The sequence below is a fragment of the Avrilella dinanensis genome, assembly GCF_002807015.1.
Classification (GTDB): Bacteria; Bacteroidota; Bacteroidia; order Flavobacteriales; family Flavobacteriaceae; genus Flavobacterium; species Flavobacterium dinanensis.
Genome location: NZ_NIPO01000001.1, coordinates 1,145,745 through 1,171,187 on the forward strand (window position 1 = coordinate 1,145,745; position 25,443 = coordinate 1,171,187).

Here is a 25,443-nt window from a genome sequence, read left to right on the forward strand (position 1 = left end):
TTATCAAATCTTTTTTGATATATTCATAAAAAAATCTGCTTATTTTTGTTGATATGTAAAGTGTGTTTAAATCTATACAAAAGTATATGGTAGAATAAATAAAGTATTGTAAATTTGTAGCAATTTAAATACAAACAATAAAGTGTCTTTAAGACAAAACTATGGATAGATTTTCCTTTTTAAACGCAGCTCACACTGCATTCTTTGCAGATTTGTATGACCAGTATTTACAAAGTCCCGACAGTGTGGAGCCAAGTTGGAGAGCCTTTTTTCAGGGCTATGATTTTGCCACTGAATACAATGGTTCTGTAGATGGATTAATACAGGACGTCAATGATTTGCACCTGCAAAAAGAGTTTGATGTTATCCGGTTAATTAATGCTTATCGCAGATACGGGCATTTGCTAAGTCAAATCAACCCACTGAAAGAACGCAAAGTGGCAAACCCGCCTAATCTTTCTATCGAGCATTTTGGTTTGATCAACAGCGATTTAGATACTGTTTTTGAGGTTTCAAAAATGGTTCAGTTGAACAAAGCTACACTCAAGGAAATTGTTGCTCATTTGCAAAAAATATATTGTGGTACGGTAGGAGTAGAATTCGAACACACCAACAATGAGGAAAAAATTAAATGGGTAGCTGAATATTTTGAAAAAGGTGCTGCCGATATATCTGCCGACAAGAAAAAAGAAATTTTAGCCAAGCTCATCAAATCCAGTGCTTTTGAAAACTTTTTCCATACCAAATATGTAGGTCAAAAAAGGTTTTCCATTGAAGGATTGGAAACGGTTATCCCTGCAATGCACCAGCTTTTTGATGCAGCTGCAGAGTCGGGTATCGAAAAAGTTGTGGTAGGTATGGCACATCGCGGAAGGTTGAATATGCTGGCTAATATATTCAACAAACAACCGAAAAATATATTTACCGAATTCGACGGAAAGGATTATGCCGATGTGGCTGATTCGTTTGACGGCGATGTAAAATATCACTTAGGATATTCTACCCAGACTGATTTTGGTGATAAAAAATTGAGCATCAATCTGGCACCAAATCCATCACATTTGGAAACGGTAGGAGCTGTGATTGAAGGAGTATCAAGGGCTCTACAAGATAAATATTACAGCGACAGTCCGTCGCAGGTTTTACCGATAGCTATTCATGGCGATGCTGCCGTGGCGGCACAAGGTATTGTGTATGAAGTTGTTCAGATGTCAGGACTCAGGGCTTATAAAACCGGCGGAACTATTCATATTGTATTAAATAACCAAGTTGGATTTACGACCAATCAAACAGATGCGAGAACAAGTGTGTACAGCACAGATGTTTCCAAAGTTGTCGGAGCACCGGTCGTTCACGTGAATGCAGATGATACCGAGGCGGCAGTTAAGGCATTTTTGTTTGCATTGGAATACAGAAATCATTTTAAGGAAGATGTATTTATCGATTTAATTGGTTATAGAAAATATGGGCATAACGAAGGTGACGAACCGAAATTTACCCAGCCTTTGTTATACAAACTGATTTCTAAACATCAGAAAGTGACTGTGCAATATACCAAGAAATTGGTTGACAGCGGAGTGATTACCGAGCAGGACGCCAAAAATATTGAAGACGAGTACAAAAATCTTTTAGAGCAAAATCTGGAAGAAGCCCGAAACAATGAGAAGGCTATCGTTATTCCTTTTATGCAAAATGAGTGGGAAACCTACAAAATTGCTGACCGTAAAACGATGCTGGCTGATTATAATACCAATGTGAAACCGGAATTACTCGATGAAGTTGCGGAATTGCTGACAAAATTACCGAACGATAAGAAATTTATCAAGAAAACGCAAAAATTGATTGACGACCGCAAGTCTATGTACTACGAAAAAGACCGTTTGGACTGGGCTATGGGCGAGTTGTTGGCTTACGGAACGCTAATTTCAGAAGGTTTTGACGTAAGATTTTCAGGACAAGATGTAGAAAGAGGAACATTCTCACACCGCCATGCTGTTATCAAAACAGAAGATACTGAAGAAAGTTACATTCCGCTGAATCAGCTTAAAAACCAAAACGGACAAATGCGTATTTACAACTCATTGTTGTCCGAATATGCCGTGTTAGGTTTTGAATATGGATATGCATTAACCAATCCGAAGGCATTAACCATCTGGGAAGCACAGTTTGGGGATTTCTCTAACGGGGCTCAGATTATTTCCGACCAATATATTTCTTCCGGAGAAGATAAATGGGGCAACCAAAACGGAATTGTGATGTTATTGCCACACGGTTATGAGCATCAGGGAGCGGAACATTCTTCTGCAAGATTAGAGAGATTTTTGCAGTTGACTTCCGACCACAATATGTTTGTAGTGAACACAACTACACCAGCAAATCAGTTTCATTTGCTGAGAAGACAAATGGTTACTGATTTCAGAAAACCATTAATTGTGATGTCGCCGAAAAGTTTGCTCAGACACCCGAAAGCTGTTTCTTCCAAAGAAGAATTTACTTCCGGCGGATTCCAAACTGTTATTGATGACAAAGAAATTACCGATAAAAATGCCGTAAAAACAGTTGTTTTTGTGTCAGGTAAATTCTATTATGATTTGATTGCAGAAAGAGAGAATCTGGAAAGAAATGATGTAGCTTTTGTGCGTATCGAACAATTATTTCCGTTGGATAAGGAGAAAATCAAAGCGATTATTGAGAGTTATCCCAATGCAGATGATTATGTTTGGGCACAGGAAGAGCCGAGAAATATGGGAGCTTACAGCTATATGCTGATGAATTTCGATTTGGTAAAATTCAGATTAGCCTCTCCGGCAGACGCATCAGCACCGGCATCAGGTTCGGTAATGAGGTCACAGGCAAGACACCGTGCTGCCATTCAAAAAGTTTTTAATAAATTAGACCAATAAATAGTTACTAACAGAAAACAAAAAGATATAACCGATGAGTGTTTTAGAAATGAAAGTCCCTTCCCCGGGCGAATCTATCACGGAAGTTGAAATTGCTACATGGTTGGTTCAGGACGGAGATTATGTAGAAAAAGACCAGGCAATAGCAGAAGTTGATTCAGATAAAGCTACCTTGGAATTACCGGCTGAAGCGAGTGGAATAATTACCCTTAAAGCAGAAGAAGGCGATGCTGTAGCTGTTGGAGAAGTAGTGTGCCTGATTGACACAAGTGCGGCTAAACCAGAAGGTGGTTCTGCAACAACAGAAGTGAAAGAAGATAAAAAACCGGAAGAAAAACAAGCTGCACCAGCACCGCAACAAGCTGAGCAAACCTATGCAACAGGTTCTGCATCACCGGCTGCGAAGAAAATATTAAACGAGAAAAACATTGACCCGGCTACTATTCAGGGTACCGGAAAAGACGGACGTGTTACTAAAGATGATGCGGTTAATGCCGTACCGTCTATGGGAACGCCAACCGGAGGACCGCGAAACAGCGAACGCAAAAAAATGTCCATGCTTCGCAGAAAAGTAGCTGAGCGTTTGGTCGAGGCAAAAAACACCACGGCAATGCTTACTACTTTCAACGAAGTAAATCTGACTGAGATAAACCGATTGAGAACTGAATTTAAAGAAGCATTCAAAGCTAAGCACGGTGTGTCTTTAGGTTTTATGTCTTTCTTTACCAAAGCGGTTACAAGAGCATTGGAGCTTTATCCGGACGTAAACTCAATGATTGACGGACAAGACCAGATTAAATATGAATTTGCCGATATTTCTATCGCAGTATCCGGACCAAAAGGATTGATGGTGCCGGTAGTGCGAAATGCAGAATTATTGACTTTCAGGGGCATTGAGGCTGAGATTAAAAGATTAGCAACCCGTGCCAGAGATGGTAAAATTACTGTCGATGAAATGACCGGAGGAACGTTTACCATTACCAATGGAGGTGTTTTCGGTTCGATGTTGTCCACACCGATTATCAATCCGCCACAATCAGGTATTTTGGGTATGCACAATATCATCGAAAGACCGGTAGCTGTGAACGGACAAGTGGTTATCGCTCCGATGATGTATATCGCATTGTCTTATGACCACCGAATTATTGATGGTAGAGAATCTGTAGGGTTCTTGGTTGCTGTGAAAGAAGCATTAGAAAATCCGGTAGAGCTTTTGATGGATAACAATCCAACTAAAGCATTGGAATTATAATAGATTTTGATGTTGAACTTGTTTAAAGTAAATCGCTCATAAAAAAGCGAATTATTTAAAATCCCGGGTGTGAACCCCAAACTTTAAACAAAAAAACATGAAACTTTAAAAGCAATAAAGGGTTGGCTGGATAGTCAACCCTTTTTTTGTGTATTTAGACGGATTAAAGTATCTTTGCCTGACTAAATATTTTATTATGGAAAACGGAATTTACGCAAAATTCAATACCGAAAAAGGAGATATTCTCATTCAGCTTACTTATGATAAAACACCCGGAACAGTAGGGAATTTCGTGGGTTTGGCAGAAGGAAATCTCGAAAATGATATTCGTCCGCAAGGAAAACCTTATTATGATGGACTGAAATTCCATCGTGTGATTAGTGACTTTATGATTCAGGGAGGCTGTCCGAGTGGCAGTGGTACCGGAGGCCCTGGTTACCAATTCGATGACGAATTCCACCCGGATTTAAAACATGACAGACCAGGAGTGCTTTCAATGGCGAATGCCGGTCCCGGGACAAATGGTTCCCAGTTTTTTATTACCCACGTGGCAACACCTTGGCTGGACAATAATCATACTGTTTTCGGATATGTGATTGAAGGACAAGATGTAGTTGATGCCATAGAACCTAATGATGTTATTAACAGTTTAGAAATCATTCGGGTAGGGGAGGAAGCTCAGAAATGGAATGCGATTGAAGCTTTCAGAACATTTGAAGGAACTCGCGAAAAGAGACTAGAAGAAGAGAAACAACGTAGCGAGGCCGAGTTGGATAAAATATCTCAGGGATTTGAGAAAACATCAAGCGGATTACGCTATCAGATTACCGAAAAAGGCAACGGAAAAAAAGCCGAAAAAGGAAATACTGTTTCCGTACATTACAGAGGTAAACTTGCTAATGGTCAGGAATTTGATAGTTCATTCAAACGCAATCAACCCTTGGAATTTGTTGTCGGAATCGGGCAGGTTATCGAAGGCTGGGACGAAGGCTTACAACTGTTGCAGGTAGGCGACAAAGCCCGGTTGGTTATTCCGTCGTATTTAGGCTATGGCTCAAGAGGAGCCGGAGGAGTAATCCCGCCAGATGCTACATTGATTTTTGATGTAGAATTGATTAATGTGAAATAGTTTATATTATGATTTTTTAAAGTTTATAAAGTTAGAAAAATTCAAGGTTGGGCTGAAAGTAATTTGAAATTTTGAACGTGAAATTCTAAATCTCATTGTAACGATAACAACTTGAAACTTTAAACAAACTCATTAATAAGTCATAACAAAAACTCCGCTCTCAAGGCGGAGTTTCTATTTGTATAAGATTACCACTCATTCATTATCTCAGCAAAATATTGGATAGACGTCAGCTTGTCTTCTATATGAAATATCGGGCAGGAAACAATCACTTCGTCCAGTTGTAATTTTTGAATCACATATCGGATATCTTCGGAAACGGATTCTTTTGTTCCGATGAACGAATAGGCTGTCATTTGTCTGACATAGGCTTCCTCTTCCGGATTCCACAAACCTTCCATACTATCGACTGGCGGCTGCATAGGTTTCCTTTCATTGCGGATAATTCCCAAAAACATACGATAAAAAGAAGTTGACAATCGTTGAGCTTCTTTTTCAGTATTGGCAATAATCACATTAAAACAAGCCATGGAATACGGTTTGTTATTCAATTCTTCACATTTTTGCCGGTATAAAGCCATTGCATGAACGAGTTGTTGCGGAGCAAAATGACTGGCAAAAGCATAAGGCAACCCAAACCTCGAAGCGACGTAAGCACTATCGGTACTTGAACCCAGAATCCAGATAGGCACATTCGTTCCTTCTGCCGGAATGGCTCTCAAATCCGAATGCTGATTTTCCATAGTAAAAAAACGTTGTAATTCCTGTAATCGAACATCAAAATTTTGGGCGTTCTGAAAAAAATCAGCACGAATGTATTGGGCAGTTTTGGTATCAGTTCCGGGAGCTCTTCCAAGACCTAAATCTATTCTATTTGGATATAAAGATGCCAGTGTACCAAAGGTTTCTGCTACAATTAACGGCGAGTGATTGGGCAACATAATTCCGCCGGAACCAACCCGAATGCGGTTCGTTTTTCCGGCAATGTGCCCGATTAAAATCGGAGTGGCAGTGCTTGCTACGCTTTCCATATTGTGATGTTCGGCAAACCAGTATCGTTTATAACCAAATCGCTCAGCACATTGAGCAGACCGGACAGATTTTTCAAAAGTTTCAGTATAAGAACTACCTTGCGTAACGTGGGCTAAATCGAGAAAGGAATAAGGAATCATTTTTTTATCTTTAAATCATCATCATCAAAGGTAATAAAACTTTGTCAACCAGATTACATTTCCTAATTTTGAGGCAAAATAAATCAGCAGTTATGGACTTGTTCATTTTTACTTTCGGTGCGTTATTTTCGGTAATGAATCCAATCGGTTCAGTGCCTATTTTCCTCAGTCTGACGCAAAACGACAGCAAACGGAGTAAAAAAAGAACAGCTCTCTGGACTTCAATTAATGTGTTGATTATCCTGATTGTTTCTTTTTTTGCAGGCAGGTATATCCTGAATTTTTTCGGTATTTCGATAGATGTACTTAGAATTGCCGGAGGATTGATTATCTGTATGTCGGCATACGGATTATTGATGGGGGCAACCGGAAAACAACGCGGAGTAAGTAAAAAAGTAACTTCAGATGCCCAACACCGTTCTGATGTTTCACTAACGCCTTTGGCAATCCCGATGATGGCAGGACCGGGAGCGATGTCTTTGCTGATAGCGATGTATCAGGATTATCCGGGCTATTTGGATAAAGTTATCATTATTTCGGCTATATTGGTTTCTTGCTTGTCTATTTTTATTGTGCTCAGAAGCAGTAATTACATTTCTCAATTACTCGGTGCGTCAGGGATTGTGGCTGTTTCTCGTATTGTCGGATTTTTGGTTATGGCAATCGGAATTCAGTATATCATTAATTCGCTGTTGATTATCTTTAAGATAGAATAATCACTTGACAGTAAAGAAAACCTTTTCGCCTGAAGCAATCTTTGAAGAACTTTTTACGTATATAGTTTGACTTCCGCAAAGCAATTCAATCCAATAGCTATCGCCCATAAAATAAGATTCGGAAACGGTTGCCAACACTCCGTTGTTGTCGGAAATAATTAGCTCATGAGGTCTGAACAGATTTTCTGTCACGTTTAATTTTTGAGTTATTGCTGAAGAAAGCTGATTGATTTCGCCGAATAATTGAGCAACTCGAATGTCCTTTTTGGTGTAGTAAGCCTCAGTGGAAGTTCCGTTAAAAATCATTTTTCCTTCATGCAAAACCAATATATCATCGGCAAATTGCAAGGCTTCTTCCGGTATATGTGTAGCAAAAATAACCGTAATCTTATTTTTTTTGGCAAACTTAAAAATGGCTCTGCTCAGCTCAATTTTATGCGGGTAATCCAAATGACTGAAAGGTTCGTCCAAAAGCAAAACCTCCGGCTGGCTGGCCAATGCTTTCGCTAGAGCAACCCGTTGCATCTGCCCGCCGCTTAGTGTCGAAACTTTCCGGGTCGCAAAGCCGGTTAATCCAACCAGTTCAATAAGTTCGTCAACTTTTTCTTTTTTATATCGTAAATCAAAATTAGACAAAAAATGCCCGATATTTTCCTGTAGAGTAGTGTAGGGCATGAGGTCAAAATCCTGAGCTACATATTTCATAAAATCCATTCCCGGAACCAAATGATAAGCAGGACCGAGAATTTTTATATCTTTCCAGAAAATTGAGCCATTGTCGGCGTCTAACAAGCCATACAATAGTTTGATTAATGTGGATTTTCCGCTCCCGCTTTTGCCCATAACAGCCATAGATTTCCCGGATTTGACCGAAAAATCAAGCTGTCGGAGAACGGTTTTCTGTTCATATCGAAAAGATAAATTATTGACTTGTAGCATAATAAAAAGAAAGACAGCCGAAGCTGTCTGATGATTTAGGAAATACTTGCCAAGTATCTTTCAGCGTCCAGTGCTGCAATACAACCCGAGCCAGCTGCCGTGACCGCTTGTCGGTATTCGCTGTCTTGTACGTCGCCACAGGCAAAAACCCCGGCAACATTTGTTTTGGAAGACTTGCCTTTAGTGATGATGTATCCGGCTTCGTCTGTTTCCACGAAATCTTTGAATATTTCCGTGTTTGGTGTATGTCCGATAGCAACGAAAAATCCGGTAGCCGGAATCGTTTTTTCTTCATTGTTTGTCTTGTCAATTACTTTTACACCGTTTACCACCTGACCATCGCCTAAGATTTCTAAAGTTTCGGTATTCATCAAGATTTCGATATTCGGTGTTTTTCTCACACGTTCCTCCATGATTTTCGACGCTCTGAATTGCTCTGAACGCACAAGCATGGTTACTTTATTACACAGATGAGAAAGATAATGAGCCTCTTCACAGGCACTGTCTCCGGCTCCGACAATCACTACATCTTGGTTGCGGTAAAAGAAACCGTCACATACCGCACAGGCAGAAACTCCCCCGCCTTGTGCCAGATAATGTTGTTCCGATTCCAAACCTAAATACTTTGCCGTTGCTCCGGTACTGATGATGACGGTGTCGGCATGAATTTCGATAGTATCGTTAATCCAAACTTTTTTCACGGGTGCGGAAAAATCAACTTTGGTTGCCCAGCCATCGCGAACGTCTGTGTTGAATCTTTTTGCCTGAGCTTGTAGTTGTACCATCATTTCCGGTCCGGTTACACCGTCAGGATATCCTGGAAAATTTTCTACTTCATTGGTTGTGGTTAACTGTCCACCAGGCTGGATTCCCTGATATAATACCGGGTTCATGTTTGCTCTGGCAGCATATATGGCGGCGGTGTATCCCGCAGGTCCTGAGCCTATAATCAGGCATTTTACGTGTTCTATACTCATATTTTATTTATAAAAAAGTGTAATTTTTAGGATAGCAAATTTACGGTTAATTCATCAACTTAAAAATTATTGATACAAAAAACAGAAAAATATTTGCAAAGTTATTTTTTTCATCTACATTTGCACTCTCAAAAGTTCACGGGGTGTAGCGTAGCCCGGTCATCGCGCCTGGTTTGGGACCAGGAGGTCGCAGGTTCGAATCCTGCCACCCCGACAACACTTACACTAAGTGGCGTCAGAAACCCGCAAATTCTATGGATTTGCGGGTTTTTTGTTTTATTTCATATCAAAATATCCCAATTTATATCAATCTAAACGTGAGCTATTCGGTGAGTCTTTTTTATGTTATAAATTTACTCACAGAAAAGCATATAAGTAAATGTATATCAAAATATTACATCATTTATTTTAATGCTTTTTATCACTATTTAACTTCTTTTTTGTGAGCAATTAATAGTTGCAACGAGAGAACTGTACCAAAGAGAAACAGTTAAACACAAAATGAATGGATATGAAGAGAATGAACACTTTTGGGATTCAATTTATCATCAGAGTACCCAAACAACAGAAAAATGAAAAGTATTCCGTTTACGCTCGTATTACGGTAAATGGTCGCAGGTCAGAAATTTCCCTGAAAGCTAAAGTCTTACCCAAAAATTGGGATGAAGTAAAAGGCAAAGCAAAAGGTAAACGGGAAGATGTTATCAAGCTCAACAATCATATTGAACGAGTTCGTTCGCTGATTACCGATTGTTATCATCAATTAATTCAACAGCGACAAGAGATAACCGTGGAAGCTGTTAAATCATTGTATCTCGGCGAAGATAAAAAGGAAGGAATGACTTTAATAAAACTTTCGGAATATCATAAGCAGGTTGAAACTGGAAGACTTGCTCCGGGTACATTGAAAAATTATACTACTACTGTGTCGTATCTGAAAAAGTTTATCAGAAAACATTACAAAAAAGAAGATATTTATCTTGAGAAACTGAATTATAAGTTTATGCTGGATTTTGAAAACTTTTTGCACAACCATAAACCTACAGATCATCAAAGACCAATGAATAATAATGGTGTGATGAAGCATTTGGAACGGTTGAAAAAACTCGTTAATATGGCTATTANGTTGTCAATCTCTTTAAACAAAGAATTCTCACTATCAATAGACATAAATTCTGCTGTTAAACTCAATGCAACTACTTCTAAATCAGACATTTTTTGTTTTCTACCAACCTTTGATTTATAGTCTAATTTACAATTCAAAGAACTTATAACTTCTAAAACTCTAAAATATTTTTTTACTATATTTGACATGGATATTGGTTTGTTTGGCGACTTCAAGATACTGTTTTTCAGTATCTTGACCAATATCTAATCAATATATTTTCCTAAAAATAATTACACCCAACGGGTTAAGAAATAATCATTGACCAATCCCTCGCTATTTTGCGAGGGATTTTCTTTCTTTCTCACTGTTTTCAGCGTTTAACAAAATTTTATCCGGCATTGCACCGCCTGAGAATATTTTTTTAACTACTTTAGTTCTTTATTTCAATTCAACTTGAATTTATACTTATGAAGAGGAACTATAAAATACTTTTGTTCGTTGTTTTTCTAGCTGCGGCATCATGCAGTTTCATGGCTAAAAAGAACACACCGGATCCCGAAAAAGAATCCATGCTGATGGAGTTGATTTCGTTTATTATCCAAAACGGGCATTACGACCCGGCTGATGTAAACGATGAATTTTCCGGCAAAGTTTATAAGAATTATCTCGATGCACTTGATGGCAGCAAGCGTTTCTTTTTGCAGGAAGATGTCGATTTGATGAATCAGTTTGAGCACCAAATTGATGATTTAATTAAAGAAAAATCATTCAGTTTTTTTGATATGAGCTATAACCTGCATCAGCAGAGAATGAAAGAGGTACAAGGTTTTTATGAAGAAATTCTAGACAAGCCTTTTGACTTTTCTACCAACGAAAGTATAGACACTGACTATGAAAAACAACCTTATGTGACCACTACAGAAGAGCTGAAAGAACGTTGGAAAATTCAGCTGAAATACACTGTTTTGTCGTCAATCAACAACAAACTCAGCATACAGAAAGAGCTTGACGACGATGATAAGGAAAAAAACAAAACTTTCGAGGAAATCGAAAAGGAAAGTCGCGAAAGTGCCAAAAAATCTTTAGACGAATTTTTTGACGCAATGCTTGATATCAGTCGTGAAGAATGGTTAGGAATTTACCTGAACTGCATCGTTGAACAATTTGACCCGCACACCAATTATCTTTCGCCCGACAACAAGGAAAAATTTGATGAAAGTATGTCAGGTTCTATGGAAGGTATCGGAGCGACATTAAGAAAAAAAGATGATTATGTAGAAATCACTGAAGTGCTGCCCGGAGGTCCTGCCTGGAGAGGAAAAGAACTCGAAAACGGCGACCTGGTACTAAAAGTTGCCCAAGGCAGTGAAGAAGCCGTGGATATTACCGGAATGCGGTTAACGAAAGTAGTTAAAATGATTAAAGGTAAAAAAGGAACCGAAGTAAAACTCACTGTAAAAAAAGTGGACGGAAGCATCAAAATTATTTCTATTATCAGAGACCGTTTTGAAATTCAGGAAACTTTTGCCAAATCAACAATTATTGAAACAGAAAACGGGAAGTATGGCTTGATTAACCTGCCTAAATTTTATGTCAGCGACGAAAGCAATGAGTACAGAAACGCTTTTACCGATGTGCAGAAAGAGGTTGAACTCCTCAAAGAACAAGACGTTGAAGGTATCATTATGGATTTGAGAAACAACGGTGGCGGCTCGTTGAAAACAGTCGTGGACATGGTCGGTCTTTTTGTGAAAAACGGTCCGGTTGTACAAGTAAAAAATTCCAAAGGACAGTCTCAGGCGTTGGAAAATTATGGCATCAAAACTATCTGGACAGGACCTTTGGTGGTTTTGGTCAATAATTATTCCGCATCGGCATCTGAAATATTTGCCGCTGCCATACAGGATTACAACCGCGGACTTGTTTTGGGGTCAAAACATACTTTCGGCAAAGGAACCGTACAAAATTATTTCGTGCTGAACGATTTGATTCAGAAAAATGATATTGATTTGGGAGCATTGAAATTTACTTCACAGAAATTTTACCGTATTAACGGTGGTTCAACACAGCTGAAAGGTGTGGAAAGCGATATCATTTTACCGGACAGATTTTCGTATATCGACACAGGCGAAAGAGATTATGATAACGCAATGCCTTGGGACAAAATCAAGCCGGCTTCATACAAAAAGCTGCCACATCACTTTGAACAGGTAATTCGTGAAAGTCAAGAAAGAATCCGGAACAATGAGAATTTCAGATTGATTGACAGCAATGCCCAATGGATTAATGAACGTCAGAACGACAAAGTTTTTTCATTGAATATGGAAGAATTTAAGCAAAAAGCTGAAAAAATAGAGGAAAAATCCAAGGAATACGAAAGTCTGAAAAAATACAAAAACCAATTGGTTTTTAAATCCTTACCTTCAGAAGTTTCTTTGTTTGAACAGGATACTGTCTTGAAATCGAAAAGAGAGGTATGGCACGAAAATATGCAGGAAGATTTGTATATCGAAGAAGCTGTAAACGTGCTAAATGACTTAAAAAAAGCCTCTTAAGCGATGACAAACCAAGCTGAATCTCAATTCGGGATAGCACTCCAAAAATTCAAAAAGAATTTTTGGGGTGTTTTCAGTTTTTGGTTTATTATTTTTTTAATGCTAATCAGTGTGTTTGCTTATGTAATCGCACCAGATGCTACAAAAAATGCTAATAACGGCGATGTATCTATCCGAACAAAGGCACCAGGATTTACAGTAAAAATAATCGAAGTACCAATCAACAACAACCACAGTTTTACTGATTGGTTGACCGGTTCGGCAATCAACACGCAGCATATTCCTATTCTGGATTATCATATTCAAAACGACACTTTATTTTATCATCAATACAATGAAGATCCACAACTGGCACAGGAAAAATCAATGCCGATAGTTGCTTTTCACACAGACAGTAAAACCGTTGAAGAAAAACATATCAAAGAGAAAAAATTTTGGCTGGGTACCGACAATCAAGGTAGAGATTATCTGAGCCGTTTGCTTATCGGAACACGGGTTTCACTAACTATCGGGTTTGTAGCTGTTTTTATTTCTATCATTGTTGGTGTGACGCTTGGTGCAATTGCCGGGTATTTTGGCGGAAAAATTGATACTTTTATCCTTTGGCTGATTAATGTGGTATGGTCTATCCCTACTCTGCTGCTGGTTATTGCCATCACACTGGCATTAGGCAAAGGCTTCTGGCAGGTTTTCATCGCCGTCGGACTGACGATGTGGGTAGAAGTCGCCCGTATTGTCCGCGGACAAGTGATGAGCCTCAAACAAGCTCAGTATATCACTGCTGCTCGGGCATTGGGATTTTCTGACGCAAGAATCATATTCAGGCACATTTTACCCAACAGCTGGGCACCTGTTATTGTGATTTCCGCGGCCAATTTCGCCTCTGCCATATTGATTGAAAGCGGACTGAGTTTCTTAGGTCTGGGTGCTCAGGTACCTATCCCGAGCTGGGGTGGAATGATTAAAGAGCATTACAATTACATCATTCTCGGAAAGGCTTACCTCGCATTGATTCCAGGAACTGCTATGGTACTGCTGGTCGTTTCTTTTATGATGATTGGCAATGCTTTGCGTGATGCTTTAGACGTGAAGAGGTAAACTTTAGACATAGGCTTTATTTCAGCTTTAGGCTACAAAACTTGATTCTTCATCATTAATATAGATTCATTTGATTGTTGTCTTTCTTCTTGTTTCTTTACTCTTTCTTCTTCCCTACTGAAATTTAATCACTTTTACCGGCGAAATTTTCGCTACCAGATATGACGGAATAATCAGCACCAAATAACAAATAGCAATCACAGCTATATTGATAGCTAGAATGTGCCACAAATTGAGATAAACCGGAGCTGATTCCACATAATACTGGCTTGCATCAAGCTTAATAATATTAAAATATTTTTGAATAAGCAATAAGCCTACGCCTATCAGGTTGCCCCAGAAAAGTCCTCTCAGCACAATTCGGGTAGCATTGTATAGAAATATTTTTCGGACTGCCCAGTTGTCTGCCCCCAAAGCTTTCAGGATTCCAATCATCTGCGAACGTTCCAAAATCAGTACCAGCAAAGCGACTATCATATTAATAACCGACACGATAATCATGATTCCGATGATAATCTGCATATTGAAATCAAACAATTCCAGCCAGCTAAAAATATTATAAAACTGTTCACTGATTGATGTGGCATTCACATCGGGTGGCAACATCTGATATATCTGCATGGTTACCGGACTCAGGTGGTCAATATTATGCAGGCTGATTTCATAAGCTCCCGCTTCATCGTTCCTCCATTTATTCAGTCTTTGCACCTGACGCAAATCGCCAATCACATAGGTTTCATCAAACTCTTTAAAATCAGACTGATAAATACCAACTACTTCAAAACCTCGTGCATTGGGTGCTGACTGATGGTCGTTTTTCAGAAAATAAGTAGATAATTTATCGCCGGTTTTTACCTGCAAACGATTTGCCAGATATTGAGAAATCACAATTTGATTAGATATTTCTTCGCCAAATTCAGGCACTTTGCCCGAAACAAGATAAGACGCAATCGAACTGAAATCATAATCGGCAGAAACACCTTTGTACAAGACGCCCTCAAAAGTTTCTTCGGTACGGATAATTCCAGCTTTGGTCGCAATCGGTTGTATCGATTTTACTTCCCTGTCAGATGTAATGGTTTGCACCAAATCGTCATCTAACGAAAACGGCTCAATAGTAATTCCGGAATCGTTATTGTCAAATGGCGAAACGACAATATGCCCGCCAAACGCAGATATTTTATCACGGATAACGTGCTGCATACCTACCCCGGTAGCCACCGCAACCAGCATCATGATAACACTGATTGCCACCGCAACCACCGCAATTTTGATAATTGGTGCAGAAACACTACTTTTATACTTTTTAGAAACAGCTAATCGTTTAGCAATAAAATAGGATACATTCACAATGACAACTAAAATTATTTTCAAAAATACGGTATTATTTTTTGCTGTAACACTATTTACTGCTTTAAACTTTGTTTGTAATGCTCAAAATAAGTCGAAAGTCGAAAGTCAAAAGTCAAATGGCTATGAAACCGAAATACAAACCGGTGCAGAACAAACTGCCCAATATCTTCCTTTATTAAAGGACAAAAAAGTGGGTGTTTTAACCAATCAAACGGGGGTAATTGAGCTGTGGGAATCTGGAAAAGCAATAAGTCGTTCTCAAAATGGTTGTGGAGATGAAACAGAAACGGCAATGGAAAAAGTAACATATAGCATCATAGATTTCTTAATCGAAAAAAACATCAACGTCCAAAAAATCTTTGCTCCTGAACACGGATTTAGAGGAACCGCCGACGCAGGAGAACTGATTAAAGACGGAAAAGATACCAAAACCGGTTTACCAATTATTTCGCTTTACGGAAACAACAAAAAACCTACCAAAGAACAATTGCAGGGAATTGATGTAATGGTTTTCGATTTGCAGGACGTCGGTGCGAGGTTTTATACGTATATTTCTTCGTTGCATTATCTGATGGAGGCTTGTGCAGAGAATAATATTCCGTTGATTGTTTTGGATCGCCCGAATCCAAAAGGCTCAGTGGTTGACGGACCAACTTTAGAAATGGAAAACAAAAGTTTTGTCGGAATGCACCCAATCCCTGTTTTGCACGGAATGACAATCGGAGAGTATGCTCAAATGATAAACGGCGAAAAATGGTTAAAAAATGGTACACAGTGTGACTTAACAGTAATTAAATGCGAGAATTACGACAAAAACAAATCCTATTCTCTACCTGTTAAACCATCGCCGAATTTACCAAATGATTTAGCTATTAATCTTTACACGAGTCTTTGCTTTTTTGAAGGAACAAACGTAAGTGTAGGTCGTGGAACCGACAAACAATTTCAGATTTATGGTTCTCCTTCTATAAAGAATACGAACTTTACTTTTACGCCACAACCCAACGAAGGAGCTAAAGACCCGATGCACAACGGAAAACTGTGTTATGGAGAAGATTTATCGCAGCATGAATTTATCGGTGGCTTATCATTGAAATGGTTATTGAAAGCCTACCAAAACACCGCTGATAAATCAAAGTTTTTCAATAATTTCTTTATGAAATTAGCAGGAACAAAAAAACTGCAAAAGCAGATAGAACAAGGATTATCCGAAACCGAAATCCGTAAAACGTGGGAAAAAGATTTGGAAAAATTCAAAGAAATCAGAAAGAAATATTTGCTTTATGAATAGTAAATTTGAAATAGTAAATTAGCCAAAAGGCAAAAGCCAATAGTTTTCAGCAATCAAAATCAAAAATCAAATTTATTTTCACATGAACAATCAAAACTGGAAAGAAAAACTCACACCTGAGCAATATCACATTCTTCGGGAAAAAGGAACGGAAAGACCTTTTTCTGGTAAATATAACGACTTTTTTGAGGAAGGATATTATGCTTGTGCAGCTTGCGGAAATCCGCTTTTTCGCTCAGACACTAAATTTAATTCAGGCTGCGGCTGGCCTTCTTTTGATCAGGCTATCGAAGGTTCGGTGGTTTATCATCGGGATTTATCCTACGGAATGATTCGCACCGAAGTTACCTGTGCCGGGTGCGGCGGGCATCTCGGGCATGTCTTTGACGATGGTCCGAAGGATACCACAGGGCAACGGTATTGTATGAACTCTGTGGCTTTGACGTTTATTGAAAAAATCAGATAATGTTTGAGTTTTCAACATAAAATAGTTCGGCAAAATCAATACACCATTTTTATTTCTTTCAGTCCGTAAGTTTGTGTGTTGCCGGATTCATCTTCGAGCTGTAAAAAACCGTCGCGGGTAACGTTGCGGATAATTCCCGTAAACGTTTTTCCGTCTTTTTGAAAAAGATTAGGAATGTCTTTTTTGTACAATTTATCGTGATATTTTTCCCACCAAAAATCAGCTTTATCAATTAGTTTCGGTATGTTTTTTTGGATATATTCTACAATTTTAATCATCACTTCTTCCCGGTCAATCATTTTTCCATAAGCGTGATACACCGACGAAGCCTGTGGCAAATGTCCAAAATCGGTTTGGTAGAAATTCAACCCAATTCCGACAACAGCATGTATTTCGCCTGACGATTTAAACATGTTTTCGATTAATATGCCACCGATTTTTTTATTGTATGACAAAATGTCGTTTGGCCATTTTATTGATAATCCGTTCATTTTATACGATTCAAAAGCATTGATAACCGACAACGCAGTTAGTGCATTCAACAGAAAAAGTGAAGACGTATCCACATTCTCACATTTAACTAAAACACTAAACAACAAGCTCTTACCATTTTCAGACTGCCACACCTCGCCCATTTGTCCTTTGCCTTGTGTTTGATTTTCGGCAACCACTACCGTAAAATCAAGCAGAGGATATTCTTTCGATAATTGTTTTAAATAATCGTTGGTGGACGGAATGGCATTGAGTTTGATTATATTCATCTATAAAATTTAAGTATCAGTTGCAAATTTAAGCCTTAATTTACTATAGATTTAATACATTTGCATTTGATTCGCATAAAATATTTCAATGACACAAAAATTAGACAACGACAAACTGTTATCCCTTATCATCGAAGGAATAGAAAATGTAAAGGGAGAAAATATTACCCTACTCGATTTGAGAGAAATAGACAATACACCCTGTGATTACTTCGTGATTTGCGACGGAAATTCCAATACACAGGTTAATGCCATTTCAGGCTCGATTCAGAAAACCGTATCCAAAGAAATGCATGAAAAACCATGGCACATCGAAGGTGCGGAACAAGCTACCTGGATTTTGATGGATTACATCAGCGTGGTAGTACACATTTTCCAGAAAGAAACACGTGAATTTTACAATATTGAGGATTTGTGGGGAGATGCAAAAACGCTTCATGTGTCTAACAGTTAATATATTAAGAAAAATATGTCAGCAATAAAAAATAATAAACCCAGATATAACCCCTGGATAATGTACCTTGGCATTATCCTGTTGATTTTCGGATTCAGCTACATGTCAGGTGGTGGTGGATTTGGCGAAGCAAAAGATATTTCTTTATCTAAATTCTATGAATATCTCGACCAAGGACAAATAGAGAAAGTAACTTTTAATCGGGAGACAGCCAAAATCTATCTTACCGAAGAAGCTTCAAAATCAGAAGAACACAAATCTAACACTACACCGACCAGCTTCGCAGACCGTTTTAATTCTACGAAAAAAGAGAACTATATAGTCAATGTCGGAAATGGGGAATTGTTTCAGAAAAAACTCGAAGAAGCTCAGCAAAAAGGTGTGATTAAGGAATTCAAATCAGAACCGGAAAGCAACTGGGGAGCACTTCTCATCAACTTCCTACCAATGATTCTTATCATCTTTTTCTGGATATATATGATGAGAAGAATGATGGGCGGAGCCGGCGGAAGCGGTGGCGGCGGTGGCGGTCAGATATTCAGTATCGGAAAATCACGAGCCAAGCTTTTTGACGAAAAAAACAACGTTAAAATAACCTTCGATGACGTAGCCGGATTGGAGGGTGCCAAAGAAGAAATACAAGAAATCGTAGAGTTTCTGAAAAATCCGGAAAAATATACTTCCATTGGTGGTAAAATCCCTAAAGGAGCGTTGCTTGTCGGTCCTCCTGGAACCGGTAAAACACTTTTAGCAAAAGCTGTTGCCGGCGAAGCCAAAGTACCTTTCTTTTCGCTATCCGGTTCAGACTTCGTGGAAATGTTTGTCGGAGTTGGTGCGTCGAGAGTAAGAGATTTGTTCAAACAAGCAAAAGAAAAATCACCTGCCATCATTTTCATTGACGAAATTGATGCGATTGGACGAGCAAGAGGAAAATCAAATTTTTCAGGCTCAAATGACGAACGAGAAAACACATTGAATCAACTACTCACAGAAATGGACGGTTTTGGCTCCAACACCAATGTTATTGTGTTGGCAGCGACCAACCGGGCTGAAATATTAGACAAAGCCTTGATGAGAGCCGGACGTTTTGATCGTCAGATTCATGTGGATTTACCAGACGTAAGAGAGCGTAAACAGATATTTGAAGTACATTTGAAAAAAATCAAAACCAGTACTGACCTGAATATTGATTTTCTGTCTAAGCAAACCCCCGGATTCTCTGGTGCGGATATTGCCAACGTTTGTAACGAAGCTGCTTTGACTGCTGCCCGAAAAGGCAAAAAAGAAGTGGACAAGCAAGATTTCCTTGACGCTGTGGATAGAATTGTCGGCGGTTTGGAAAAGAAAAACAAAATCATTACTCCGGAAGAAAAGTATGCTATTGCTATCCACGAAGCCGGACACGCAACTGTCAGCTGGTTGGTGGAACACGCCGCACCGCTGGTTAAAGTGACCATCGTTCCGAGAGGAATCAGCCTTGGTGCCGCCTGGTATTTACCGGAAGAAAGACAAATTGTCAGAACGGAGCAAATGCTGGACGAAATGTGTGCAACCATGGGCGGACGTGCAGCAGAAAAAGTGATTTTCAATAAAATATCGACCGGTGCTTTAAGTGATTTGGAAAAAGTAAACAAACAAGCTCGGGCTATGGTTACCGTTTACGGTTTGAATGACGAATTGGGCAATATTACCTATTACGATTCAAGCGGACAAAGTGAGTATAATTTTTCTAAACCATACTCAGAAGATACCGCTCAAAAAATTGACAAAGAAATATCAAAACTTATTGAAAGTCAATACCAAAGAGCTATAGAACTACTTACCAACAACAAAGACAAGCTGACACAGCTGGCAGACTTGCTGGTAGAAAAAGAAGTTATCTTCAGAGAAGATTTGGAAAATATCTTCGGGAAAAGACCTTTCGGTCAAACTGAAGAAGAGATTTCTACTACAGAAACAACAGTAGAATAATAATTTAACAAATATAAAAATCCTTGTTTAATTTCGTTTTAAACAAGGATTTTTTATATATTTGACCCTTAGGATTTCATCAATCCGGGATTAAAAAAATGTGAATGAGTTTTTTTAAAAAAGTTTTAGGGAAATTAATGTCTTCCGGGCAAAGCGAAAGTAACAGCCCGGAGGAGAGCAAGTATTTTCCTGAAAAAGAACTGCCCGTAGATGAGGAATTTACTGTAAAATTCAAACATAACGGCGGTAGATTTCTGTATTGTTCAGACGTGAATGATTTGGAAGAAACTTTCATCAGCATATTGGAAGAAAACGACTGGTTCGAGAAAGAAGCAATCTGCTTTGAAAAGGGTTTACATCACTATTTAACAGACAACAAAATTCCGTTTAACAATCCTGCCAACCCGCAATTCATGCTTTGCAGCTGTGAATCACTGATTGCCAAAGACGGCTCGATACTGTTTTCTTCTATCCAGTTTTCACAAAACAAACCGGCTGATTTGCCATATCATTTTGTTGTTTTAGCAAAAACCAGCCAGATTACTCGTTCAAAAAGTGACGGTTTACGAAAAATCAAATACCGTTATGGTAGTGACATTCCGTCGAATATTACGACTTTACAAAATTTCAGAGACTGTAAATCTGATGATTTCTTACAGTACGGAAGTGTTCCGAAAAGCCTGTATTTACTATTGTTAGAAGACATGTAATGAATGAAAGTGTAGTACGGTCGTTATCCGGCATTGTATATATAGCCCTGATTGTTTTTGCTGCGTTGCTCGGACGCGAAAGTTATCAGCTGTTTTTCGTACTTCTTCTGTTTGTCACCGTTAATGAATTCTCAGGCTTAGTTGACATATCTAAAGTACCAGCTTTTTTATATACAGGTTTGTTAGTAACATCAGCTTATTTACTCAATCACAGCAATTTACTTCATTATATCATTTTACTTTCCGTTCCGTTTCTTATTTATCTGGCATATTTATTATTCCGGAACAAAGCATTCAACATCAATGGTTGGCTGACCTTGACCGGTTATATTTTATTACCGTTCATCGCCATAACACAATATCCTTTTGTCAGCAATGACTATAATCCTTATATGGTTTTGGCTGTTTTTATACTGATATGGACAAATGACACTTTTGCTTATATATTCGGAAAAAGTTTCGGCAAACATAAACTCTATGAAAAAGTTTCGCCAAAAAAAACCATTGAAGGTTTTCTTGGAGGCTTGTTGTTTTGTGTGATTGCCGGTGTTATTATCGCCCAATATATCGATACTTTTGCGTGGTATCAATGGATAATCGTTGCGTTGATAGTGAGTATTTTCGGTACAATCGGCGATTTGGTAGAATCAAAATTCAAACGGGAAGCCGGCGTTAAAGACAGCGGAAACCTGATTCCGGGACATGGCGGAATTTTAGACCGTTTAGATAGTTTTATTTTTACATTACCTTTCTTATTTTTGTTTAAAGTAATTTTGAATTATGTTTCAGTTTCATAAAGAAGGAGCTAAGATTATCTTAGTGAGTGCAACCATAGCCGTTGCGATTATTTTTGCCCTGGACTTTTTAGTTCCGGAGCAATATTATTGGTTAAAAAAAATAGGGCAAGTAGCTGTCTTGATATTTTTGTTACTAATCTTACAATTTTTCCGAAATCCGAACCGGGAAGTTACACGACCGTCTGACAAAACGATTCTGGCACCCGTTGACGGAAAAGTGGTCGTTATCGAAGAAGTGTATGAACCGGAATATTTTAAAGACAAGCGACTGATGGTTTCTATCTTTATGTCGCCGATTAATGTGCACGTAACTCGCTATGCACTAAATGGCGTGGTCAAATACAGCAAATATCACCCGGGAAAATATCTCGTGGCATGGCACCCAAAAGCGAGTGAAGAAAATGAAAGAACTACTGTTGTTATTGACAATCCGGAGTTTGGCGAAGTAATGTACAGACAAATTGCTGGAGCTTTAGCCAAACGAATCGTGAACTATGCCAAAGAAGGACAAAGAGTGATGCAAGGCGACGATGCCGGATTTATCAAATTCGGTTCGAGAGTAGATTTATATCTTCCGCTTGGAACACCCGTAGAAGTCATGCTGAAACAAAAAGCCACAGGCAACCGAACACTTATTGCCCAAAAATAAATGAGCGAGCAATTAGACATAGCATTTAAACAAGCTTATCAAAGAGCCTCCAACACCGATATGGATATGGCTCCGGACGTTAAGCTCCGTATTTATGGCTATTACAAACAGGCTACATATGGAGGGCATCACCATTTCAAAAGCGAAGAAGAACACGGTTTGGTCAGAGCATTCAAATTCAATGCCTGGCAACAAGTCAGACATCTGACAAAAGACGAAGCAAAAAAGGCATATATAGATTTGGTTAATCAGTTAGACCTATGAGAATATTTTTACTTTCCACTACTCTATTACTGACCGCTGTCGGTTGTGGTAAAAAAGACAATCTCTACGAAGTAGATGTGCCGACTGTCGCCATAAACAGCAATCAGGACAGATATAGCCGCATCAAACCCTCTGATGTGAAAGCCAAAGACGGGGTTTTCAGAATGCCGGGACTGAATTACCAATACACCGATTTGATGCCGAGTATGAATCCGCAAACCATAGAAGAACATTATGCCAAAATTCATCTCAGATTTGCAGACAACCTGAATATCGCCGTGAAAGGAACTCCGATGGAAGCTCAATCTATCGAAGAAATATTGTCTTCACCGGATATGGAAAATAATTTTCTGAGAAACAATGCCGGCGGTTACTACAACCATAACCTGTTTTGGGACATTGTTTCACCTCAAGGAGGCGGCGAACCAACCGGAAACATTGCCGGACTTATCCGCCGTGATTTCGGGAGTTTTGAGCAATTCAAAACCCAATTTTCCAATAAAGCCAAAGGCATTTTCGGTTCGGGCTGGGTTTGGGTTATCTTAAAGAAAAACGGTTCGATTTCCATTACAACTACTCCCAACGAAGATAATCCACTAATGGTAGGCAACCCCGAACAAGGTTTTCCGCTGTTTAACCTTGATATGTGGGAACATGCCTATTACCTGCAGCACAAAAACAACAAGCAAGGCTACATCGACGATTTTTTTAAAATGATTGATTGGAAAAAAGTGAATTACAGGCTGGATTTGAGTAGGTTTTAGAGTAATTGCACGCTTTACTAATGATTATTTCAAAATCATCACAAATTATCCAACGGACTTTTAATTTTTCTCTTCGTAGCATCGGTCAAATGGGTATAAATCATGGTTGTTTTTATGTTTTTATGACCTAATAATTCTTGTACAAAGCGTACATCTGTGCCCTGTTCTATCAAATGCGTTGCATAACTGTGTCGTAACGTATGCACAGAACCTTTTGTTTTTATATTGGCTTTAGCAAGTATTTGTTTAAGAACCTGTTGCACGCTCCTTTCGGAATATTTTCCACCCGATTGACCTTCAAAAAGGTATTCTTTTGGTTTGTATTCCTTGAAATAATCACGCAATAAAAACAACAACTTTTCAGACAAAACCACTACTCTATCACGATTCCCTTTGCCCTGCCGAATCGTTACCGTCATTGCCTTGGAATCGACATCTTTAATCATCAGACTCGTGAGTTCTGAAAGTCGTAAACCACAGGAATAAATGGTTGCCAAAATAGCTTTGTGCTTAATGTTTTCACATATGCCTAACATTTTTTTGATTTCTTGCTGCGAAAAAACCACCGGAATTTTAAATTCAGGACGGTCAGGATATAGATAATTCAAAGTAATTTTTCTATCCAAAACCCCAAGATACCAAAATTTAATAGCAGCTACGAGTTGTTTTTGGTAGGAAACCGAAATTTTTCGTTCGGTCACTTGTTGGTTGATATATTGTTCGATTTGTCGTTCGGTCAATACATCTACATCTTGACCCTTAAAATGTAATAAAAATTGACGAAACGCATTAACATATGTTTCTATCGAATTGACACTGTATCTTTTAATCTCAAGAAGCTGCCTAAAAATCTCTATCTTTTTGTCCATTTATCAAATAAAAAAACTAATTTACAGAAGTTATACGCAATAACAATAAAACATTCGCAAAAAAGTTTAATTTGGTTGGTTATGCGAATTTTATTTGGATATTTGGAACAGTTTCGTATATTTGTGTGTAGCGAGGAAATCCCTTCGGGCTTCCCTCGCTACGGCTCGGGGCTTCACACGTCAAGCACAGCCCTTCGGGACTGTCCTCGAACTTGGGTTTCACGCAAGCGAGAAACCTGCGTGAAGCCCCGAGCCGTTATGCATAATGTTAAAAAAACTATACTAATAAAATGAATATCGAAAAAGCTCTATTTAATTTACAAAGAATACAGATTCTACAAAGCAAAATAAACCCTGAAACTTCAAATTTAATTTCTAATGATTATGCATATGCTTGGAATGTATCATTGTTTCCTTTATTAGAATTTTCAGAACTTCATTTACAATATGAAGATCTATTTTCAATTAAAAAAGAAGAAGTTGATATAATTACAGATTTTGCTGATAAAGAATGGTTGAATAAAAAATATTATTCCTTTTACGAATATGAGGATTTTTTTGTTAGAGGCGAAAAATCTACATTAAAAACTCAAAGATACCATTTAATTGCAATTTTTAGATATATGTTTTTAAGAGGTTCCTTTGACCAAAAATTTTGGGACAAATTAGTTGAAAATGGTAACTGTCCAATTGAAGCTTTTAGTATAGTAAGAGATTTTGACATAAATGAATTAAGCTTAGTTTAGTATGAAATGGTACGAGGTGATTGGCTTGATAGGTTCAATTGTGTCAATTGGGGCAGCAATTTATACATATAGATATTCTACTATCATAAAGAAAACAAAGGATGAAATTTTTGGCTTATTTAAAGCTATAAAATTTTCAAGCATAAATGAAAACACGACAACGACAATAGAGCAAATAAAAAAAATTGCTCACAGACAAAAGATTGCAAGAGGTACGAATATTGATGAAATAATTAATTCATTAAATCTTTACTTTGAAAAAATATTCAAGCTAAAAAATGAAAAAGAAGTTGAAGAATCTTCTAAACTCAATTTATTAATTGATAACTATAGACAAAAAGTGGTCGAAATAACAAATTCCAGAAATGATGAAACAAAACTAATTCAATGCTTCAATGAAATTTATGAACTAACTTTAACTATAGACCAAGAATTTGGAAAACTTACAAAAAAAATTGTTGAAAAATAAACACTATGCATAACATCGTATTGGCGAAAT

At 38.2% G+C, this 25,443-nt stretch carries 23 protein-coding genes, 1 tRNA gene and 2 pseudogenes; 19 read left to right on the plus strand and 7 right to left on the minus strand.

Annotated elements, in window-relative coordinates; translation table 11 throughout:
• Nucleotides 1–161: 161 nt before the first annotated feature.
• The 3 genes from CDL10_RS05335 to CDL10_RS05345 all read left to right on the plus strand — a co-directional run bounded on the left by CDL10_RS05335 (nucleotide 162) and on the right by CDL10_RS05345 (nucleotide 5,284).
• Nucleotides 162–2,903: a 2-oxoglutarate dehydrogenase E1 component gene (locus CDL10_RS05335; protein WP_100677580.1), complete on the plus strand. Its 2,742-nt coding sequence runs from the start codon at nucleotides 162–164 to the stop codon at nucleotides 2,901–2,903.
• Nucleotides 2,904–2,937: 34 nt separating this feature from the next.
• Nucleotides 2,938–4,155, plus strand: coding sequence for a 2-oxoglutarate dehydrogenase complex dihydrolipoyllysine-residue succinyltransferase (gene odhB / locus CDL10_RS05340; RefSeq protein WP_100677581.1), 1,218 nt, complete (start codon nucleotides 2,938–2,940; stop codon nucleotides 4,153–4,155).
• A 196-nt stretch (nucleotides 4,156–4,351) separates the two neighbouring features.
• A complete protein-coding gene (locus CDL10_RS05345) occupies nucleotides 4,352–5,284 on the plus strand; it encodes a peptidylprolyl isomerase (RefSeq protein WP_100677582.1) in 933 nt (310 codons plus the stop codon).
• 188 nt (nucleotides 5,285–5,472) lie between these two features.
• Here the strand turns inward: CDL10_RS05345 and CDL10_RS05350 are convergent, their stop codons facing one another.
• Nucleotides 5,473–6,456, minus strand: a complete 984-nt coding sequence (locus CDL10_RS05350; RefSeq protein WP_100677583.1) for an LLM class flavin-dependent oxidoreductase — start codon at nucleotides 6,454–6,456, stop codon at nucleotides 5,473–5,475.
• A 92-nt stretch (nucleotides 6,457–6,548) separates the two neighbouring features.
• On the opposite strand from CDL10_RS05350, the gene CDL10_RS05355 reads away from it, so the two are divergent.
• Complete coding sequence (locus CDL10_RS05355) at nucleotides 6,549–7,172, plus strand: MarC family protein (protein WP_100677584.1); 624 nt, start codon at nucleotides 6,549–6,551, stop codon at nucleotides 7,170–7,172.
• Here the strand turns inward: CDL10_RS05355 and CDL10_RS05360 are convergent, their stop codons facing one another.
• Complete coding sequence (locus tag CDL10_RS05360) at nucleotides 7,173–8,111, minus strand: ABC transporter ATP-binding protein (protein ID WP_100677585.1); 939 nt, start codon at nucleotides 8,109–8,111, stop codon at nucleotides 7,173–7,175.
• A 35-nt stretch (nucleotides 8,112–8,146) separates the two neighbouring features.
• Complete coding sequence (gene trxB / locus CDL10_RS05365; RefSeq protein WP_100677586.1) at nucleotides 8,147–9,088, minus strand: thioredoxin-disulfide reductase; 942 nt, start codon at nucleotides 9,086–9,088, stop codon at nucleotides 8,147–8,149.
• A gap of 139 nt (nucleotides 9,089–9,227) precedes the next feature.
• On the opposite strand from trxB, the gene CDL10_RS05370 reads away from it, so the two are divergent.
• A tRNA-Pro gene (locus tag CDL10_RS05370) sits at nucleotides 9,228–9,302 on the plus strand.
• 306 nt (nucleotides 9,303–9,608) lie between these two features.
• Nucleotides 9,609–10,157, plus strand: a pseudogene (locus tag CDL10_RS05375) (phage integrase SAM-like domain-containing protein); the annotation flags it as partial.
• 62 nt (nucleotides 10,158–10,219) lie between these two features.
• Here CDL10_RS05375 and CDL10_RS11510 read toward each other — a convergent pair.
• Nucleotides 10,220–10,402, minus strand: a pseudogene (locus CDL10_RS11510) (IS982 family transposase); the annotation flags it as partial.
• Between the two features lie 261 nt (nucleotides 10,403–10,663).
• On the opposite strand from CDL10_RS11510, the gene CDL10_RS05385 reads away from it, so the two are divergent.
• Nucleotides 10,664–12,751: a carboxy terminal-processing peptidase gene (locus CDL10_RS05385; RefSeq protein WP_100677587.1), complete on the plus strand. Its 2,088-nt coding sequence runs from the start codon at nucleotides 10,664–10,666 to the stop codon at nucleotides 12,749–12,751.
• A gap of 3 nt (nucleotides 12,752–12,754) precedes the next feature.
• Complete coding sequence (locus CDL10_RS05390; RefSeq protein WP_100677588.1) at nucleotides 12,755–13,849, plus strand: ABC transporter permease; 1,095 nt, start codon at nucleotides 12,755–12,757, stop codon at nucleotides 13,847–13,849.
• 114 nt (nucleotides 13,850–13,963) lie between these two features.
• Here CDL10_RS05390 and CDL10_RS05395 read toward each other — a convergent pair whose 3' ends face one another.
• Nucleotides 13,964–15,199, minus strand: a complete 1,236-nt coding sequence (locus CDL10_RS05395; protein ID WP_100677589.1) for an ABC transporter permease — start codon at nucleotides 15,197–15,199, stop codon at nucleotides 13,964–13,966.
• A gap of 1 nt (nucleotide 15,200) precedes the next feature.
• Between CDL10_RS05395 and CDL10_RS05400 the strand changes: the two genes are divergently transcribed.
• Together CDL10_RS05400 and msrB are read left to right on the plus strand one after the other, a co-directional pair.
• A complete protein-coding gene (locus tag CDL10_RS05400) occupies nucleotides 15,201–16,493 on the plus strand; it encodes an exo-beta-N-acetylmuramidase NamZ family protein (protein WP_100677590.1) in 1,293 nt (430 codons plus the stop codon).
• An 82-nt stretch (nucleotides 16,494–16,575) separates the two neighbouring features.
• The gene (gene msrB / locus CDL10_RS05405; protein WP_100677591.1) at nucleotides 16,576–16,959 is read left to right on the plus strand and encodes a peptide-methionine (R)-S-oxide reductase MsrB; all 384 of its coding nucleotides are present in this window, start codon (nucleotides 16,576–16,578) and stop codon (nucleotides 16,957–16,959) included.
• Nucleotides 16,960–16,994: 35 nt separating this feature from the next.
• On the opposite strand, the gene CDL10_RS05410 is transcribed toward msrB, so the two are convergent.
• A complete protein-coding gene (locus tag CDL10_RS05410; protein WP_100677592.1) occupies nucleotides 16,995–17,720 on the minus strand; it encodes a biotin--[acetyl-CoA-carboxylase] ligase in 726 nt (241 codons plus the stop codon).
• A gap of 88 nt (nucleotides 17,721–17,808) precedes the next feature.
• On the opposite strand from CDL10_RS05410, the gene rsfS reads away from it, so the two are divergent.
• The 7 genes from rsfS to CDL10_RS05445 all read left to right on the plus strand — a co-directional run bounded on the left by rsfS (nucleotide 17,809) and on the right by CDL10_RS05445 (nucleotide 23,329).
• Nucleotides 17,809–18,174 (plus strand): ribosome silencing factor, encoded by a 366-nt coding sequence (gene rsfS, locus CDL10_RS05415; RefSeq protein WP_100677593.1) that lies wholly within the window; start codon nucleotides 17,809–17,811, stop codon nucleotides 18,172–18,174.
• A gap of 15 nt (nucleotides 18,175–18,189) precedes the next feature.
• Entirely contained in the window at nucleotides 18,190–20,145 is a 1,956-nt protein-coding gene (ftsH, locus tag CDL10_RS05420) for an ATP-dependent zinc metalloprotease FtsH (protein WP_100677594.1), read from the plus strand.
• 104 nt (nucleotides 20,146–20,249) lie between these two features.
• The gene (locus CDL10_RS05425; protein WP_100677595.1) at nucleotides 20,250–20,855 is read left to right on the plus strand and encodes a lactate utilization protein B/C; all 606 of its coding nucleotides are present in this window, start codon (nucleotides 20,250–20,252) and stop codon (nucleotides 20,853–20,855) included.
• Nucleotides 20,855–21,652: a phosphatidate cytidylyltransferase gene (locus CDL10_RS05430; RefSeq protein WP_100677596.1), complete on the plus strand. Its 798-nt coding sequence runs from the start codon at nucleotides 20,855–20,857 to the stop codon at nucleotides 21,650–21,652. Before CDL10_RS05425 ends, CDL10_RS05430 begins: the two co-directional genes overlap by 1 nt.
• Entirely contained in the window at nucleotides 21,636–22,301 is a 666-nt protein-coding gene (locus CDL10_RS05435) for a phosphatidylserine decarboxylase family protein (protein ID WP_100677597.1), read from the plus strand. Before CDL10_RS05430 ends, CDL10_RS05435 begins: the two co-directional genes overlap by 17 nt.
• Complete coding sequence (locus tag CDL10_RS05440; protein WP_100677598.1) at nucleotides 22,302–22,565, plus strand: acyl-CoA-binding protein; 264 nt, start codon at nucleotides 22,302–22,304, stop codon at nucleotides 22,563–22,565.
• Nucleotides 22,562–23,329, plus strand: coding sequence for a superoxide dismutase (locus CDL10_RS05445; protein WP_243389295.1), 768 nt, complete (start codon nucleotides 22,562–22,564; stop codon nucleotides 23,327–23,329). Before CDL10_RS05440 ends, CDL10_RS05445 begins: the two co-directional genes overlap by 4 nt.
• Nucleotides 23,330–23,367: 38 nt before the next feature.
• Here CDL10_RS05445 and CDL10_RS05450 read toward each other — a convergent pair whose 3' ends face one another.
• Nucleotides 23,368–24,198, minus strand: coding sequence for a tyrosine-type recombinase/integrase (locus tag CDL10_RS05450; RefSeq protein WP_100677599.1), 831 nt, complete (start codon nucleotides 24,196–24,198; stop codon nucleotides 23,368–23,370).
• A gap of 290 nt (nucleotides 24,199–24,488) precedes the next feature.
• On the opposite strand from CDL10_RS05450, the gene CDL10_RS05455 reads away from it, so the two are divergent.
• Complete coding sequence (locus tag CDL10_RS05455) at nucleotides 24,489–24,944, plus strand: hypothetical protein (RefSeq protein WP_100677600.1); 456 nt, start codon at nucleotides 24,489–24,491, stop codon at nucleotides 24,942–24,944.
• 1 nt (nucleotide 24,945) lies between these two features.
• On the plus strand, nucleotides 24,946–25,413 hold the full coding sequence (locus tag CDL10_RS05460) for a hypothetical protein (protein ID WP_100677601.1): 468 nt from the start codon (nucleotides 24,946–24,948) through the stop codon (nucleotides 25,411–25,413).
• The last annotated feature ends 30 nt before the right edge of the window (nucleotides 25,414–25,443 follow it).

What these genes read in the sequence shown, in the direction of transcription:
- CDL10_RS05425 (WP_100677595.1), top strand. Translation starts at nt 20,250, where the DNA reads ATGAGTTTTTTTAAAAAAGTTTTAGGGAAATTAATGTCTTCCGGGCAA.
- CDL10_RS05385 (WP_100677587.1), top strand. Translation starts at nt 10,664, where the DNA reads ATGAAGAGGAACTATAAAATACTTTTGTTCGTTGTTTTTCTAGCTGCG.
- CDL10_RS05360 (WP_100677585.1), bottom strand. Translation starts at nt 8,111, where the DNA reads ATGCTACAAGTCAATAATTTATCTTTTCGATATGAACAGAAAACCGTT.
- CDL10_RS05435 (WP_100677597.1), top strand. Translation starts at nt 21,636, where the DNA reads ATGTTTCAGTTTCATAAAGAAGGAGCTAAGATTATCTTAGTGAGTGCA.
- rsfS (WP_100677593.1), top strand. Translation starts at nt 17,809, where the DNA reads ATGACACAAAAATTAGACAACGACAAACTGTTATCCCTTATCATCGAA.
- CDL10_RS05455 (WP_100677600.1), top strand. Translation starts at nt 24,489, where the DNA reads ATGAATATCGAAAAAGCTCTATTTAATTTACAAAGAATACAGATTCTA.
- CDL10_RS05390 (WP_100677588.1), top strand. Translation starts at nt 12,755, where the DNA reads ATGACAAACCAAGCTGAATCTCAATTCGGGATAGCACTCCAAAAATTC.
- odhB (WP_100677581.1), top strand. Translation starts at nt 2,938, where the DNA reads ATGAGTGTTTTAGAAATGAAAGTCCCTTCCCCGGGCGAATCTATCACG.
- CDL10_RS05430 (WP_100677596.1), top strand. Translation starts at nt 20,855, where the DNA reads ATGAATGAAAGTGTAGTACGGTCGTTATCCGGCATTGTATATATAGCC.
- msrB (WP_100677591.1), top strand. Translation starts at nt 16,576, where the DNA reads ATGAACAATCAAAACTGGAAAGAAAAACTCACACCTGAGCAATATCAC.
- trxB (WP_100677586.1), bottom strand. Translation starts at nt 9,088, where the DNA reads ATGAGTATAGAACACGTAAAATGCCTGATTATAGGCTCAGGACCTGCG.
- CDL10_RS05345 (WP_100677582.1), top strand. Translation starts at nt 4,352, where the DNA reads ATGGAAAACGGAATTTACGCAAAATTCAATACCGAAAAAGGAGATATT.
- CDL10_RS05460 (WP_100677601.1), top strand. Translation starts at nt 24,946, where the DNA reads ATGAAATGGTACGAGGTGATTGGCTTGATAGGTTCAATTGTGTCAATT.
- CDL10_RS05440 (WP_100677598.1), top strand. Translation starts at nt 22,302, where the DNA reads ATGAGCGAGCAATTAGACATAGCATTTAAACAAGCTTATCAAAGAGCC.
- CDL10_RS05355 (WP_100677584.1), top strand. Translation starts at nt 6,549, where the DNA reads ATGGACTTGTTCATTTTTACTTTCGGTGCGTTATTTTCGGTAATGAAT.
- CDL10_RS05400 (WP_100677590.1), top strand. Translation starts at nt 15,201, where the DNA reads ATGACAACTAAAATTATTTTCAAAAATACGGTATTATTTTTTGCTGTA.
- CDL10_RS05410 (WP_100677592.1), bottom strand. Translation starts at nt 17,720, where the DNA reads ATGAATATAATCAAACTCAATGCCATTCCGTCCACCAACGATTATTTA.
- ftsH (WP_100677594.1), top strand. Translation starts at nt 18,190, where the DNA reads ATGTCAGCAATAAAAAATAATAAACCCAGATATAACCCCTGGATAATG.
- CDL10_RS05450 (WP_100677599.1), bottom strand. Translation starts at nt 24,198, where the DNA reads ATGGACAAAAAGATAGAGATTTTTAGGCAGCTTCTTGAGATTAAAAGA.
- CDL10_RS05350 (WP_100677583.1), bottom strand. Translation starts at nt 6,456, where the DNA reads ATGATTCCTTATTCCTTTCTCGATTTAGCCCACGTTACGCAAGGTAGT.
- CDL10_RS05335 (WP_100677580.1), top strand. Translation starts at nt 162, where the DNA reads ATGGATAGATTTTCCTTTTTAAACGCAGCTCACACTGCATTCTTTGCA.
- CDL10_RS05445 (WP_243389295.1), top strand. Translation starts at nt 22,562, where the DNA reads ATGAGAATATTTTTACTTTCCACTACTCTATTACTGACCGCTGTCGGT.